This is a genomic window from Aquisalimonas lutea, assembly GCF_030409225.1.
Taxonomy (GTDB): domain Bacteria; phylum Pseudomonadota; class Gammaproteobacteria; order Nitrococcales; family Aquisalimonadaceae; genus Aquisalimonas; species Aquisalimonas lutea.
The window spans coordinates 2,107,096-2,122,014 of sequence record NZ_JAUFPK010000001.1 but is presented as its reverse complement, the minus strand read 5'-3'; the positions used below and the strand labels follow the sequence as shown (position 1 = coordinate 2,122,014).

Here is a 14,919-nt window from a genome sequence, read left to right as displayed (position 1 = left end):
ACGGCCGCCGCTCACCCTGATCGTCCGCCCCGGCTCGACCGCGCGGCCCTCGAGCTCGAAGCCCTGCCCGCGTGCCGGGGCTTTACTGCCGCAGCCGCTGCAGGATTTCCTCGGCGACATCCACGCGCACGGTACCGGCCTTTACCAGCTCCGCCGACACGGCTTCCACCTCGTCGCCGGTGGCCCCGGCCATGACCGCGATGTTCTTGGCGTGCAGCGCCATGTGCCCCTTCTGGATGCCGGTGGTGGCCAGCGCCTTGAGGGCGGAGAAGTTCTGCGCCAGGCCGACAGCGGCAATGGTCCGGCTCAGACGTTCCGCTGTCCGCGCCCCCATGATCTCCAGGCACAGCTGCGCGGTGGGATGGGAGCGCGTCGCGCCGCCGATGAGCCCCACGGCCAGCGGCATCTCCAGCACCCCGGTGAGATTGCCGTCGGCATCCTGCTCCCAGCGGGTGAGCGGGCGGTACTGCCCGGACTGCGCGGCATAGGCGTGCGCCCCGGATTCCACGGCCCGGGTGTCGTTGCCGGTGGCCAGCGTCACGGCGCTGACGCCGTTCATGATGCCCTTGTTGTGCGTCGCCGCGCGGTAGGGATCGACGTCGGCGAAATCAAAGGCGGCCAGCATGCCGTCGCGCACGCCCTCGCCGCCGATGGCGTCCAGGGTCCATGTGGCCCGGGCGCGCACCAGGCGCCGGTCCGCCAGGTTGGAGAGGATGCGCAGGTACGTCTGCCCGCCGGTCCAGCTGGCGATGGAGGGCGCGACGGCCTCGGCCATGGAATTGACGGCGTTGGCGCCCATGGCGTCGCCGGTGTCGACGATCAGGTGCGTCACCACCATGGGCCCGCGCCGGCCCTCCAGAACGCGCACCTCCAGGTCGCGGAAGCCGCCGCCGTGGCGCAGCAGCACCGGGTCCGTGTCGTCGCAGATGGCCTTGATCTCGGCGCGGTGCTCGAGGATCTGCAGCCGGGCGTACTCCGGGTTGGCCACGTTCACCAGCTGGACCTGGGCGATCATCAGCGCTCCGGAGGTGCTCGTGGTGATACCGCCGCTGTCCCGGCACTGCCGGGCCGCGTTGCTCACCGCGGCGACCACGGAGGACTCCTCGGTGGCCATGGGTACCAGGGTCTCCTCGCCGTCGATGATCAGGTTGGTGGCCACGCCCAGGGGGATGTTCATGGTCCCGATCACGTTCTCGATCATGGCGTCGGCCGCAGCCGCATCGAGATTGCCGGTGTTGCGCAGATGGGCCTGCGCGGCCTCGTCCAGCCCCGCGATCTCGGCGACCCGGGCGACCCGCTCCTCCGGGGGCAGCTTGTAGAAGCCGGCGATGCGCGATGTCTTCTCGGCCATAGTCATTGTCTCCTCGTGGTCACGACCGCACGGACTGCGCCAGCTTGTCGGGCAGCCACGTGACGATTTCCGGGAATATCATGAACAGCGCCAGCGCCGCGGCCTGCAGCAGCAGGAACGGAATGATGGCGCGGTAGACCGTCTCCATGCCGATCTCCGGGGGCAGCACCCCCTTGAGATAGAACAGGGTGTAGCCGAACGGCGGCGTGATGTAGGCCATCTGCGCGGTGATCAGGAACAGCACGCCGAACCACAGGGCGTCGAAGTCGTACGCCTCGATCACCGGCAGGAACACCGGCACGCACAGCAGGATGATGCCGATCTCGTCCAGGAACAGGCCCAGCAGCACCAGCACGCCGATCATGGCCAGCAGGACCAGCCAGCGGTTGACCTCCAGGTCCTGGATGAACTCCAGCAGGAAGTCGCCGCCCCCGGTCCCGGTGAAGATGGACACGAACGCCTGGGCGCCCACGGTGATCCACATGATCATGGTGGTCACACGCAGGGTATCGAACGCCGCGCCGCGCAGGTTGGCGAAGGTCAGCTGCCGCTGCACGCCCGCCGACAGCATGGCCCCGACAACGCCGACGGCGGCCGCCTCCGTCGGCGTGGCGATGCCGCCGTAGATGCTGCCGAGCACGCCGACGATGATCAGCGTCGGCAGGATCAGCGAGCGCAGGGCCCGCAGGCGGTCCAGCATGGGCGGCGGCGGGCCCTCGCTGCGGGGTGCCCGCTCCGGGCGCAGCGTGGACAGGAGCACCGCGTAGCCCATGTACAGGCCGGCGAGAATGAGCCCGGGCACGATCCCGGCGGCGAACATCTTGCCCACCGAGATCTGCGCGGTCGCCGCGTAGACGATGGTGATCACCGACGGCGGGATGAGAATCCCCAGGGTGCCGCCGGCGCAGATACTGCCCAGCGCCAGGCGCCGGTCGTAGCCCCGGCGCAGCATGGACGGCAGGGCGAGTATGCCCATGGCGGCCACGGCGGCGCCGACAATGCCGGTCATGGCCGCCATCAGCGTGCAGATGGCCACGGTCCCCGCCGCCAGGCCGCCGGGCAGCCGGTGGAACCACAGCTCCATGGCCTCGTACAGCGACTCGATGATGCCGGAGCGTTGCAGGACGCTGGCCATGAGCACGTAGAGCGGGATGGCCAGCAGCACGTCCGAGGTCATGCTGTTGACCACCTGCAGCAGGGAGATCAGCAGCGCCTGCCCGCCCCACAGCGTGACCGTGAAGAACATCGCCAGCGACGCCAGCACGAACGCCAGGGGCATGCCGCTGAGCAGCAGCACCAGCAGGGCCAGGAACATGGCGCCGAAGACCAGCGGCGAGGTCATGGCGTCGCCTCCCCGGCCGGCTCCGCACCGCCCGTCGCCCGGTGCAGCGCCCGGACGGTCTCGGCCAGCGCCTGCAGGAGCAGCAGCGCGAACGCCGCCGGGATGACGAACTTGATCGGCCAGATGGGCGGATTCCAGGCGGAGAACGACGTCTCGCCGCTCTCGTAGGCGTTCATCGCCAGCGGCCAGCTCTGGTCGACCGCGATGACGCACATGGCGATGATCACCGGGTAGATCAGGCAGTCCATGATCGCCGCGCCGCGGCGCGGCAGGCGGTTGTAGAGGATATCCACGTTGACGTGGGCACCGATGTGGAGCATATACGGCCCGGCCAGCATGAAGTACGGGCCGAACAGCAGCGTCGACAGCTCCAGCGCCCAGACCGTGGGCGCGTTGAAGAAGTAGCGCGCCACCACCTCGTAGGCGATGACCGCAACCATGATGAACACCAGCACGGACACGGCGGATGCCAGCCACCGGTTCAACGCCGTGATCCCGCTGCAGCAGCGTTCCAGGATGGTCATGGGGTTCCTCCGGACAGCCCGCGCAGCCGTTGCTGCGCGGGCCACGGGGTCGCTCAGGTGATGAGGTTCAGCTGGCGCATGAACTCGACCTGGCTGTCCAGGATCCGGTTCGCCAGCTCGTCGTCGCCGGCCGCACTGCGCCAGGCCTCCATGGCCGTGGGGCGGCCGTTCTCCGGAATCTCCGGCCCGAGACGGATGATCTCGCAGCCGCGTTCCTCGAACTTGCGCAGGGCCACCGTGTCCTGGGCCAGCACGTGCTGCCGGTGCGCCTGGGACATCTCCCGGGCGGCCACTTCCAGGGCGGCCTTGTAGGAGTCCGGCAGCTGGTCATAGGCGTTCTGGTTGGCCACGTAGCTGGTCGCCGTGGTCGGCTGGTGGAAGCCGGGGACGATCACGTACTTGGCGACCTCGTCCAGCCCGGCCTCGAGATTGGCCGTGAGATCACCGCGGTCGGCGAAATCGATCACGCCCCGCTCCAGGGCCTGGTACACCTCACCCGTGGCCATGGGCGTGACCGAGACGTCGAAGGCCGCCATGACCGTGCTGGCCAGCCCCACGAACCGGCCCTTCTTGTTGGCCATGTCGTCCAGGGAACGCAGGGGGAACTTGGAGTGGATCGGCTCCTGGCCGTAGACCGTGGGCGCGATGTAGCGCATCCCCGCCTGGGCGTAGGCCTCCCGCGCCATCTCCAGGCCGCCGCGCTCGTAGAACCAGGCCTCGTACTGGTCCGGCTGCTCGAAGCCGAAGGGGATCGTGCTGGTGAAGGCGAACGCCGGCACCGAGCCGGCCTCGTAGCCGTCGAAGGTCTTCATCATCTCGAAGGCGCCGCCGCGTACCGCCTCGAAGGCCTCCGCCGCCGGCACCAGCTGCCCGCCGGCATAGAGATCGATGGAGAAGCGACCGTTGGTCAGCTCCGCGACGCGCTTGACGAAGCGGTCCTCGAATTCGTACGGGGTGGTGCCGGCATCCCAGAGCGCCTGCATGCGCCAGGAGATCTCCGGCCCGTCCTGGGCCCCGGCCAGCGACGGCAGGCCGAGGGTTGCCGCACCGATACCGGTGGCGGCCCCACCCTTGAGGAATGTACGGCGTGTCAGCGTTTTGTTACTCATCAGCTTCTCCTCTGTATCGACGCTGAAGTGATCGACTCAGGCGTCCATCTTTGTGTTGGCGGAATGCGGCGGGCAAACCCGGGCACCCGTCATCAATCCGTTATTCGGGCAGTCTCCGCGGCTCATGGGGGACAGAGCAAGGTACAGTTACCATGGTTGTACCACGTACTGTACCCTGCCAATAAAAGGTACAGCCGGAGAGGAGACGGAATGGGCGAGGAACGTTCCCGCGCCGCGCGGATTGCCGATCAGCTCGCCGAGCGCATCCAGGAAGGCACCCTCGCCCCGGGCACGCGGCTCGCCTCCATCCGGGCGGCGGCGCGCGAGTACGGGGTATCCAAGAACACCGTGGTGGACGCCTACGACCAGCTGGTGGCCACCGGTTACCTGGACCCGCGGCGGGGGTCGGGCTTCTACGTCGCCCCGGTGCGCCGCCGTCGCGCCAGCGCGCCGACGGAGCACTTCGCCGAGGCCATGGACCTCATCTCGCTGCTGCGCGAGCAGCTGAACAAGAACTACGCCGTACGCGCCGGCGACGGCCGCCCGCCGACCAGCTGGATGGGGCGCTCCGAGGTGGGACGCTACCTCAGCCGCGGCAACCGCCAGGGCCAGGACACCGACGACTTCGAGTACGGTCGCCCGGAGGGGTTTACGCCGTTGCGCGAGACCATCGCGCGCACGCTGTCGGAACGGGCGATTCCCGCCGGCGCCGAGCAGATCCTGCTCACGTTCGGGGCCAACCACGCCATGGATCTGCTGGTACGGCACCTGGTCGAGCCCGGCGATCCGGTGCTGGTGGAGACCCCCGGCTACTACCCGTTCTTCGGCAAGCTGCGCCTGCAGAAAGCGCGGATCATCGGCGTCACGCGCACCGGCGACGGACCCGATCTGGACGAGCTGGACCGCCTCGCGCGGCTGCACCGGCCGCGGCTGCTGTTCCTGCAGCCCATGGCGCACAATCCCACCGGCACGTCCATGTCGCTATCGGCCATGCACCGGCTGCTGCAGCTGGCGCAGAGCCACGACCTGCTCCTCATCGAGGACGACCCGTTCGCCGACATCCTGCCCCGCGCGACCCCCCACCTGGCGGCGCTGGACGCGCTGGAGCGGGTCATCTACCTGGGCACGTTCTCCAAGACCCTGTCCGCCGGGGTGCGCTGCGGCTACATCGCCGCCGGACAGCAGCTGATCGCCTCGCTCACCGACATCAAGATGCTCACCGTGGTGAACACCTCCGGGGCGACGGAACGGATGATCCACGACCTCATCGTGCGGGGCCGCTACCGGAGGCATCTCACGCGACTGCGGGACCGCGTCGCCCAGGCCTCGGCACAGGCGGTCACGGCCCTGGAGAGCATCGGCCTGACGGAGATCACGGCGCCGACCGGGGGATACTACCTCTGGTGCCCGCTGCCGGCCGGTGTCGACGACGTCGCCCTGGCCCAGCGGGCGTCGGAGGAAGGCATCTTCCTGGCTCCGGGGACCCTGTTCTCGCAGTCGGAAACCCCCGCCTCGCCCGGGATCCGCATCAACATCGCCCACGCCGACCATCCGAAGCTGCTGGACTTCCTGGCCCGGGAAGTCACGGGCGTCGGGCGGGCGGACAGGGAAACCGTGTAGCGGGCCGGAATCGCTCAGCCTTTCGGAGAGGGAGGGATTGCTGCGGCGCTCCGCGCCGCGCCCGTCGGGTGGTTGCCGCTGGCGCGCCAACCACCGGCTCCGCTGCGCTACGCCGTCGAACCAACTTGTCCGTCCGGGGGTTCGAATCCCCCGGGCTCATGATCTTCCCTGAGCAGGGCCTGCGGCCCTGCTCAGGGAAGATGGCGGAGAGGGAGGGATTCGAACCCCCGGGCCCTTGCGGGCCAACGCATTTCGAGTGCGCCCCGTTCGACCGCTCCGGCACCTCTCCGGGACCGCGGCTCGTTGGCCGCGAGCTGCGCAGTGTACAATAGATTTCCGGTCCGACTCCAACGAACGCGAAATCCGACACGGGACCTCCCCCGCATGGCGCATCACGTCCTCCGCATCCTGGTCGCCGTTCTGGCGCTGCTCCTGGGCGGTCTGGCGCTGACCGGGCAGCTGCGCGAGCACACCCTCGTGGAGCAGGTGCGCGCGGACGGCGCGCTGGTCGTGGTCACCCGGCTGGGGCCGACGACGCTGTACGAGACGAGCGAAGGGCCGGCCGGCATGGACTACGATCTGGCCCGCAGCTTCGCCCGGTCGCTGGGCGTGGAGCTGCGCCTGATCATCGCTGAGAGCAAGACGCAGATGTACCGGGTGCTGGCCGCGCGCCGGGCCCACCTGGCAGCCGGCGCACTGACCCTCGCCGACGAGCGCCGGGAGCACTTCCGCTTCAGCACCCCCTACGCCGAGGTCGACCAGCACCTGATCTACCGCCGCGGCGAGCCGTATCCGGAAACGCCCGAGGCGTTCGCGCAGGCGACGGATACGACGGTCCGCGTGGCCGCCAGCAGCCAGTCGGCGGACCGCCTCCGGGCGCTGGCCCCGGACGGGCTTCCGGCGGGCTGGGAGATCAGCACCGACGCCAACACCCGTGAGCTGCTCTACGAGGTCTGGACGCAGGCCATCGATTTCACCATCGTCGATTCCAACGAGCTGGCGGTGAACCAGAGCTACTACCCGGAGCTGCGCGTCGCCTTCACCTTCGAGCAGCCGCAACAGCTCGCCTGGGCCTTCCGCCGCGGAGGCGACGACAGCCTGTACCACGCGGCCGAGCGGTTTCTCGCCGGCGCGCGCGACGACGGCACTCTCGCCGAGATCCGGGAGCGCTACTACGGCCACCTCCGCGGCTTCGACTACGTGGGGGCACGAACCTTCCTGCGCCACGTCACGGAGCGCCTGCCGCGTTTCCGCGAGCTCTTCGTCCGGGCCGGCGAGGAGTACCAGGTGGACTGGCGCCTGCTCGCGGCAATGGGCTATCAGGAATCCCACTGGGACCCGGACGCCGTCTCGCCCACCGGCGTGCGGGGACTGATGATGCTCACCCGGCGGACCGCCGCGGAGCTGGGCCTCGACAACCGGATCGCTCCCGAGCAGAGCATCATGGGAGGCGCCCGCTATTTCAGCTCGCTGCGCCAGCGCCTGCCGGACGATATCGACGAGCCGGACCGGACCTGGCTTGCCCTGGCCGCCTACAACGTGGGCATGGGCCACCTGGAGGACGCCCGCGCCATTACCGAGGGCCAGGGACACGACCCGGACAGCTGGGCCGACGTGCGCGAGCATCTGCCCCTGCTCGCGCAGCAGGACTGGCACGAGCACACCGAGTACGGCCAGGCCCGGGGCGAGGAGCCGGTCCGGTACGTCCGCGGCATTCGCGGCTACTACACGTTGCTGACGCGGATCACCGACCCCGGCCGCTTCCGCCTCGATCCGGACGCCAGCCCGGACGACCGCCGCTCCCTGGTGGCGCGGGATACCGGGCTGGTCCGCCTGCCGCGGGTGCTGGAGGTCATGCAGTAGGTGGGGCTACAGGACACTAACGCCGGCTGCGGAAGAAGGCGCGCAGCAGCTCCGCGCTGGCTTCGGCGAGCAACCCTCCTTCCGGGGCCACATCGTGGTTGTGCAGGCCGGGCTCCAGCAGGCGGCAGGTGCTGTCCACGGCGCCCGTGCGGGGCTCGCGCGCGGCGTAGACGAGACGGGCGACGCGGGCGTGCACCAGCGCCCCGACGCACATCACGCACGGCTCCAGGGTGACGTACAGCGTGGTGCCGGTGAGGCGGTAGTTGCCTTCGGCGGCCGCCGCAGCCCGCAGGGCGTGGATCTCGGCATGCATGGTGGGATCGGCAGCGGCGATCGGGTGATTCCAGCCCTCGCCGAGACAGACGCCGTCGCGGACGACGACCGCGCCCACGGGCACCTCGCCCAGCTCGCCGGCGTGCCGCGCCAGTGCCAGCGCCCGCTGCATCCAGGCCGTATCCGGCGCATTGCCGCCGTCCGCCCGACCCGAGCCGCCGGCGCTCATGGGCTCATTCCCACTCGATGGTCGCCGGGGGCTTGCCGGAGATGTCGTAGACCACCCGGGAAATCCCCTCGATCTCGTTGATGATGCGCCGGCTGACATGGTCGAGGAACTCGTAGGGCAGGTGTGCCCAGCGGGCGGTCATGAAATCGATGGTCTCCACCGCGCGCAGGGCGATGACGTGCTCGTAGCGGCGGCCGTCGCCGGTCACGCCCACGGACTTCACCGGCATGTAGACGGCGAAGGCCTGGCTGACGCCGTTGTAGAGGTCGTGGTTCCACAGCTCCTCGATGAAGATGGCGTCCGCCTTGCGCAGGGCGTCGGTGTAGGCCTTGCGCACCTCGCCCAGCACCCGCACGCCCAGCCCGGGCCCCGGGAACGGGTGGCGGTACACCATGTCGTAGGGCAACCCCAGCTCCACGCCGATGCGGCGCACCTCGTCCTTGAACAGCTCCCGCAGGGGCTCGACCAGCTTGAGGTTCATGCGGTCCGGAAGGCCGCCGACGTTGTGGTGGGACTTGATCACCTGGGCCTTGCCCGTGGCGGACCCCGCGGACTCGATCACGTCCGGGTAGATGGTCCCCTGGGCCAGCCAGTGGACGTCCTGGAGCTTCTCCGCCTCGTCGTCGAAGACGTCGATGAACAGGTTGCCGATGATCTTGCGCTTCTGCTCCGGGTCGGAGACGCCGGCAAGGGCCTTGAGGAAGCGCTGCTCGGCGTCCACGCGGATGACGTTCACGCCCATGTGGCGGGCGAATGTCGCCATGACGTGGTCCCCCTCGCCCTGGCGCAGCAGGCCGTTGTCCACGAACACGCAGGTGAGCTGGTCGCCGATGGCCCGGTGCAGCAGGGCGGCGACCACCGACGAATCCACGCCGCCGGACAGCCCCAGCAGCACCTTGTCGCCGCCGACCTGCTCGCGGATGCGGCGGATGCTGTCGTCGATGATGTTGCCCGGGGTCCAGCTGCCGCTGCAGCCGCAGATCTCGCGCACGAAGCGCTCGAGGATGCGCTTGCCCTGGACGGTGTGGGTAACCTCGGGGTGGAACTGTACGCCGTACCAGCCGCGCTCGTCGTCGCCGATGCCGGCCACCGGCGCCGCGTCGTTGCTGGCGATGCACCTGAAGCCCTCCGGGGGCTCGGTGACCCGGTCGCCGTGGCTCATCCACACGTCCAGGGTGCCGTAACCCTCCGGCGTGGTGTGGTCCTCGATATCGCGCAGCAGACGCGAGTGGCCGCGGGCACGCACCCGGGCGAAGCCGAACTCCTTGTGCGACGAGGGCTCCACGGCGCCGCCGAGCTGCGCGGCCATGGCCTGCATGCCGTAGCAGATGCCCAGGATCGGCACGCCCAGCTCGAACACGGCGGCGGGAATGCGCGGGGTCTCCCGGAAGGTCACGGACTCGGGGCCGCCGGAGAGGATCACGCCCTGCGGGGCGAAGGCGCGGATGGTCGCCTCGTCCCGGTCGCAGGGGTGAATCTCGCAGTACACGCCGACCTCGCGGACCCGGCGGGCGATGAGCTGGGTGTACTGCGATCCGAAATCCAGGATGAGAATGCGCTCGGCGTGAATATCCTCGGCCATGACGGCTTCCAACAGTGATGGGTCGGTAAACGGAAACGCCGCCGGAACGGCGGCGCCACGGTCCGGTACGGGGTCAGTCCGTCCGGTAGTTGGGTGCTTCCTTGGTAATGGTCACGTCGTGGACGTGGGACTCGCGCACCCCGGCGTTGGTAATGCGGACGAACTGCGGGCGGGTGCGCATGGCGTCGATGTCGTGGCAGCCGGTGTAGCCCATGCTCGCCCGCAGCCCGCCCAGGAGCTGGTGGACGATGGCGATCAGGCTGCCCTTGTACGGCACGCGGCCCTCGATGCCCTCGGGGACGAGCTTCTCCACCTCTTCCGCCGGATCCTGGAAATAGCGATCGCTGGAGCCCTGGGCCATGGCGCCCAGGGAGCCCATGCCGCGATAGGCCTTGTAGGAACGCCCCTGGTAGAGCTCCACTTCCCCCGGTGCCTCCTCGGTACCGGCGAACAGGCTGCCCACCATGACCGCGTGGGCTCCGGCGGCGATGGCCTTGGACAGGTCGCCGGAGAAGCGCACGCCGCCGTCGGCGATCAGCGGCACGTCGGAGCCCGCCAGGGCCTCGGCGACGTTGGCCACCGCCGAGATCTGCGGCACGCCGACCCCGGCCACGATCCGCGTGGTACAGATGGAGCCCGGGCCGATGCCCACCTTCACCGCGTCGGCGCCGGCCTCGGCCAGGGCGAGCGCGGCGTCACCGGTGGCGATGTTGCCGCCGATGACCTGCACGTCCGGGTAGTGGTGCTTGAGCCAGCGGACCCGCTCCAGCACGCCGCTGGAGTGGCCGTGGGCGGTATCCACCACGAGCACGTCCACCCCGGCGCGCACCAGGGCCTCGATGCGCTCCTCGGTGTCGCCGCCAGTGCCCACGGCGGCCCCCACCCGCAGGCGACCGTGCTCGTCCTTGCAGGCGTTGGGGTAGTCCTGGGCCTTCTGGATGTCCTTCACCGTGATCAGGCCGCGGAGCCGGAAATCATCGTCCACCACCAGCACCTTCTCGATGCGGTAGGTATGCATGAGCTCCAGGATCTCCTCCCGGGAGGCGCCCTCGCGCACCGTGACGAGCCGGTCGCGGCCGGTCATGATCTCGCTCACCGCGGCGTCCGTGCGGGTCTCGAAGCGCAGGTCGCGGCTGGTCACGATGCCGGTGAGCCGGTCCCCGGCGTCGACCACCGGCACGCCGGAGATGGTGTGCCGGCGGGTGAGCTCCAGCACCTCGCCGATGGACATCTCCGGGCGCACGGTGATCGGCTCCTTGATCACGCCGCTCTCGAACTTCTTGACCCGCCGCACGTGCTCGGCCTGTTGCTCGGCGGTCATGTTCTTGTGCACGACGCCGAGCCCGCCCTGCTCCGCCAGGGTGATGGCCAGGCCGGCCTCGGTGACGGTGTCCATGGCGGCGGAGACGATGGGGATGTTCACGCGGATGCCCCGGGTCAGGGGCGAGGACAGATCCGCCTCCCGCGGCAGGACGTCGGAGTAGGAAGGCAGCAGAAGCACGTCATCGAAGGTAAGGGCTTCCTGGGCAATTCGCATGGGCGGGCACCTTGACTCGGAGAAACAACGCAGCAGGATAGCCGGGTATTATAGAAAGCGCGGTGCAACACCGTAAAGCACGTCTGCCTTCCGGCCCGCTGTCGCCCGCCCGTGCCGTGTACCGGCCTGCCCCGGACCGATGGTTTGCTTTACCATGGCTTGCCGGATCGCAATCGACACGAGCCATGACCACCACACCACGCACAGGCGATTCCACCGAGCGCCCCGTCCTCACGGTATCGCGGCTGAACCGGGAGGTCCGCGAGCTGCTGGAAAGCGGACTCCCCGCGGTCTGGGTGGAGGGCGAGATCTCCAATCTGGCGCGCCCGGCGTCCGGGCACCTGTACTTCAGCCTCAAGGACGAGCACGCGCAGGTGCGCTGCGCCATGTTCCGCACCCGCAACCAGCTGGTGCGGTTCCGCCCGGACAACGGCCAGCAGGTGCTGGTGCGGGGACGCATCGGGCTGTACGAGCCCCGGGGCGAGTACCAGCTCATCGTCGAGAGCATGGAGGAGGCCGGCTCCGGCGCCCTGCGCCGGCAGTTCGAGGAGCTCCGCCGGAAGCTGGAGGCCGAGGGGCTGTTCGCGCCGGAGCGCAAGCGCGCCCTGCCGGCCCTGCCCCGCCGCATCGGCGTAATCACCTCCCCAAGCGGCGCCGCCATCCGCGACGTCCTGCAGGTGCTCGCGCGCCGCTTCCCGGCCATCGCGGTGATCATCTACCCCGTTCCGGTGCAGGGGCGGGAGGCGGCGGCGGAGATCCAGCGCATGCTGGCCACCGCGATCCAGCGGGACGAGGCCGACGTCCTGCTGATCACCCGCGGCGGCGGCTCCCTGGAAGACCTCTGGCCGTTCAACGACGAGGCCCTGGCCCGGGCCATCGCCGCCAGCCCCCTGCCCGTGGTCAGCGCCGTGGGCCACGAGGTGGATGTCACCATCGCCGACCTGGTGGCGGATCATCGCGCGCCGACCCCCTCGGCGGCCGCGGAGATGCTCAGCCCCGACGGTGATCGCTGGCTGCGTCAGTTCCGGGCGTGGGCCGAGCGGCTGGCCTTCGTACAGCAGCGCCGGCTGCGCACGGACCGCCAGCGCCTGGACGGGCTGCTGCGGCGCCTGCACTCCCAGCACCCGGGCCGCCGGCTGCGCGACCACGCCCAGCGTCTGGACGAGCTCGACACCCGCCTGCGCCAGGCCTGGCAGACCCAGCAGCGATTCCGGCGAGCCACCCTGGAGCAGCTGCGCCGCCGCTTGCAGGCGGCGACGCCGCGGCGCACCCTGCAGCAGGGCCGGGAGCGCACCCGGGAGCTGCGCCGCCGCCTGGAGGCGGCGCAGCGCCGGGGACTGCAGCAGCGGCGCGAGCGCCTGGCCGCCGTGACCCGCACCCTGGAGACGGTGAGCCCGCTGGCCACCGTGCGGCGCGGCTACGCCATCGTTCAGCGCAGCGACGACGGCTCCCTGATCCGGAGCGCGGCAACACTGCAGGCCGGCGACGCGGTCACGGCGCGGCTGGCCCGGGGCCGTGCCGAGCTGCGTGTCGAATCCACCCGCACCGAGGATGACTGGCCATGAAACGCTTCCTGCTTGCTGTTGCACTGCTGGCCGCGGCTGCCGCCGCCCACGGCAGCCTCCCAGAGCATCGCCCGGCGCCGGGCGGTGTCGCCGTCATCGAGCTGGGCGACGCCGGGCAGCCGCGGCCGCAAGCCCTCTACCAGGACGAACCGGTGCTGGTGGTACAGGCGCACGGGCAATGGCACGCCATCGTCGGCATCGGCCTCGACGCCGAGCCGGGCGAAGCAGCGGTGACCGTCGACGGCGAGCGCCACGGCTTTACCATCCGGGACCGCACGTACGCCGAGCAGCGCATCACCCTGGAAAACGACGAATACGTCAGCCCCGGCGAGGAGACCCTGGAGCGCATCCGCAGCGACCACCGCCGCATCCACGCCGCCCGCGACACCCGCAGCGCGCGCACGCCGGACGATCTGGCGTTCCGGCTGCCGCTGGAAGGCACGTTCACCAGTCCGTTCGGGCTGCGGCGGTTCTTCAACGACCAGCCGCGCAACCCGCACAGCGGGCTCGACATCGCCGCCGAGGCCGGCACGCCCGTCCGGGCCCCGGCCGCCGGCGAGGTGATCGAGACGGGGGACTACTTCTTCAACGGCCGCACCGTGTTCGTGGACCACGGCAGCGGCCTGGTGACCATGTACTGCCACCTGCAGGACATCCGGGTGGCGACCGGCGACACGGTGGCTCCCGGGGACACGCTCGGCACGGTGGGAGCCACCGGCCGCGTCACCGGCCCCCATCTGCACTGGACCGTCTACCTCAACAGCCAGGCCGTGGACCCGCTGCTGTTCGTCGCCGGCGAGGATGCCACCTACAACGACGCCGACGACGACTGACCGGCGCGCCGCAGGAGCGCGCTCAGCCGAAGCGTTCGCGGCCGTGGGGCGCGTCCAGGTCCACGTCCGGCCGGCGGGCCACGATCCCCGTGGGGTTGATGAACGCGTGGCTGCGGTAGTAGTGCTGCCGGATGTGGTCCATGTTGGTGGTCTCGCGGAATGCCGGGCGCTGGTAGAGATCCCGCAGGTAGTTCAGCAGGTTGGGATAGTCCGCGATACGCCGCTGGGAACACTTGAAGTGCACCGAGTAGACCGGATCGAACCGGATCAGCGTGGTGAACAGGCAGACATCCGCCTCGGTAAGCCTTGAGCCGCACAGGAAGCGCTGCTCGCCGAGGACGTCGTCCCAGTGGTCCAGCGCCGCATACAGGGCGTCCGCAGCCTCCTCGTAGGCATCCTGGGACTGCGCGAAGCCGCACTTGTAGACGCCGTTGTTCACCGGCTCGTAGATGGCGTCGATCACCTCGTCCACCACGGAGGCGAGCTCCGGCGGCGCATAGTCGGTGGCGTCGGCACCCAGCGGGCGCCAGTCGCGGTCGAGCATGCGCAGCAGTTCCCGGGATTCGTTGTTGACGATGGTGCCTTCCCTGGTGTCCCACAGCGCCGGAACGGTCACGCGCCCGGTGAAACGGGGCTCGGCGGCCAGGTAGACCTCGCGCAGGTAGCGACTGCCATGGACGCCGTCCGGCGTGCTGCCCGGGTAGTCGCGGAACTCCCAGCCGTCGTCCAGCATCAGCGGGTGCACCACCGACACCGGCAGCGCCTCCTCGAGCCCGCGCAGACGGCGCATGATCAGCGTGCGGTGCGCCCACGGACAGGCATAGGAGACGTGCAGGTGATAGCGCCCGGCCTCGGGCCGGAAGCGCGCACCCTCGGCGTCCACGGTCCAGTCCCGGAACGCGGACTCCTGGCGGACGAACCGCCCCTCGCTGTCCGGCTCATAGCCTTGCGCGTACCATACTCCGTCGATCAGACGACCACCCACGTCACTGCCTCCCGGGTTTGCGGCGAATCTGCTGGTTCAGGATAGTCCGAAATCGTACTTTTATCAAGCAACCCGTCATGCATGAAAAAGGCCCGGGGGACGATGT

The 14,919-nt window shown here is 69.9% G+C and carries 12 protein-coding genes and 1 tRNA gene; 4 read left to right on the top strand and 9 right to left on the bottom strand.

What is annotated here, in order from left to right:
- Positions 1-82 precede the first annotated feature (82 nt).
- The 4 genes from QWY84_RS09955 to dctP are packed head-to-tail and all read right to left on the bottom strand — an operon-like array spanning position 83 to position 4,326.
- A complete protein-coding gene (locus QWY84_RS09955) occupies positions 83-1,351 on the bottom strand; it encodes a hydroxymethylglutaryl-CoA reductase, degradative (protein ID WP_290202433.1) in 1,269 nt (422 codons plus the stop codon).
- Positions 1,352-1,370: 19 nt separating this feature from the next.
- On the bottom strand, positions 1,371-2,693 hold the full coding sequence (locus QWY84_RS09950; protein WP_290202432.1) for a TRAP transporter large permease: 1,323 nt from the start codon (positions 2,691-2,693) through the stop codon (positions 1,371-1,373).
- On the bottom strand, positions 2,690-3,217 hold the full coding sequence (locus tag QWY84_RS09945) for a TRAP transporter small permease subunit (protein WP_290202431.1): 528 nt from the start codon (positions 3,215-3,217) through the stop codon (positions 2,690-2,692). Before QWY84_RS09945 ends, QWY84_RS09950 begins: the two co-directional genes overlap by 4 nt.
- Before the next feature lie 53 nt (positions 3,218-3,270).
- Positions 3,271-4,326, bottom strand: a complete 1,056-nt coding sequence (dctP, locus tag QWY84_RS09940; protein WP_290202430.1) for a TRAP transporter substrate-binding protein DctP — start codon at positions 4,324-4,326, stop codon at positions 3,271-3,273.
- Positions 4,327-4,536: 210 nt separating this feature from the next.
- Here dctP and QWY84_RS09935 point away from each other — a divergent pair, with 210 nt between their 5' ends.
- Complete coding sequence (locus QWY84_RS09935; RefSeq protein WP_290202429.1) at positions 4,537-5,946, top strand: aminotransferase-like domain-containing protein; 1,410 nt, start codon at positions 4,537-4,539, stop codon at positions 5,944-5,946.
- A 201-nt stretch (positions 5,947-6,147) separates the two neighbouring features.
- Here the strand turns inward: QWY84_RS09935 and QWY84_RS09930 are convergent.
- Positions 6,148-6,235: transfer RNA gene (locus QWY84_RS09930), tRNA-Ser, on the bottom strand.
- Between the two features lie 95 nt (positions 6,236-6,330).
- Here QWY84_RS09930 and mltF point away from each other — a divergent pair.
- The gene (gene mltF, locus QWY84_RS09925) at positions 6,331-7,809 is read left to right on the top strand and encodes a membrane-bound lytic murein transglycosylase MltF (protein WP_290202428.1); all 1,479 of its coding nucleotides are present in this window, start codon (positions 6,331-6,333) and stop codon (positions 7,807-7,809) included.
- 16 nt (positions 7,810-7,825) lie between these two features.
- On the opposite strand, the gene tadA is transcribed toward mltF, so the two are convergent.
- The 3 genes from tadA to guaB all read right to left on the bottom strand — a co-directional run bounded on the left by tadA (position 7,826) and on the right by guaB (position 11,430).
- Positions 7,826-8,311, bottom strand: a complete 486-nt coding sequence (gene tadA, locus QWY84_RS09920) for a tRNA adenosine(34) deaminase TadA (protein ID WP_290202427.1) — start codon at positions 8,309-8,311, stop codon at positions 7,826-7,828.
- Positions 8,312-8,315: 4 nt separating this feature from the next.
- Complete coding sequence (gene guaA / locus QWY84_RS09915; RefSeq protein WP_290202426.1) at positions 8,316-9,893, bottom strand: glutamine-hydrolyzing GMP synthase; 1,578 nt, start codon at positions 9,891-9,893, stop codon at positions 8,316-8,318.
- Positions 9,894-9,966: 73 nt separating this feature from the next.
- Entirely contained in the window at positions 9,967-11,430 is a 1,464-nt protein-coding gene (guaB, locus tag QWY84_RS09910; protein WP_290202425.1) for an IMP dehydrogenase, read from the bottom strand.
- Positions 11,431-11,615: 185 nt separating this feature from the next.
- On the opposite strand from guaB, the gene xseA reads away from it, so the two are divergent.
- Complete coding sequence (gene xseA / locus QWY84_RS09905; protein ID WP_290202424.1) at positions 11,616-12,995, top strand: exodeoxyribonuclease VII large subunit; 1,380 nt, start codon at positions 11,616-11,618, stop codon at positions 12,993-12,995.
- Positions 12,992-13,828 carry a peptidoglycan DD-metalloendopeptidase family protein gene (locus QWY84_RS09900; protein ID WP_290202423.1) on the top strand — a complete coding sequence of 279 codons (837 nt, stop codon included), beginning with the start codon at positions 12,992-12,994 and terminating at the stop codon, positions 13,826-13,828. Before xseA ends, QWY84_RS09900 begins: the two co-directional genes overlap by 4 nt.
- 22 nt (positions 13,829-13,850) lie before the next feature.
- Here the strand turns inward: QWY84_RS09900 and QWY84_RS09895 are convergent, their stop codons facing one another.
- Complete coding sequence (locus QWY84_RS09895; protein ID WP_290202422.1) at positions 13,851-14,813, bottom strand: glutathione S-transferase family protein; 963 nt, start codon at positions 14,811-14,813, stop codon at positions 13,851-13,853.
- Positions 14,814-14,919 lie beyond the last annotated feature (106 nt).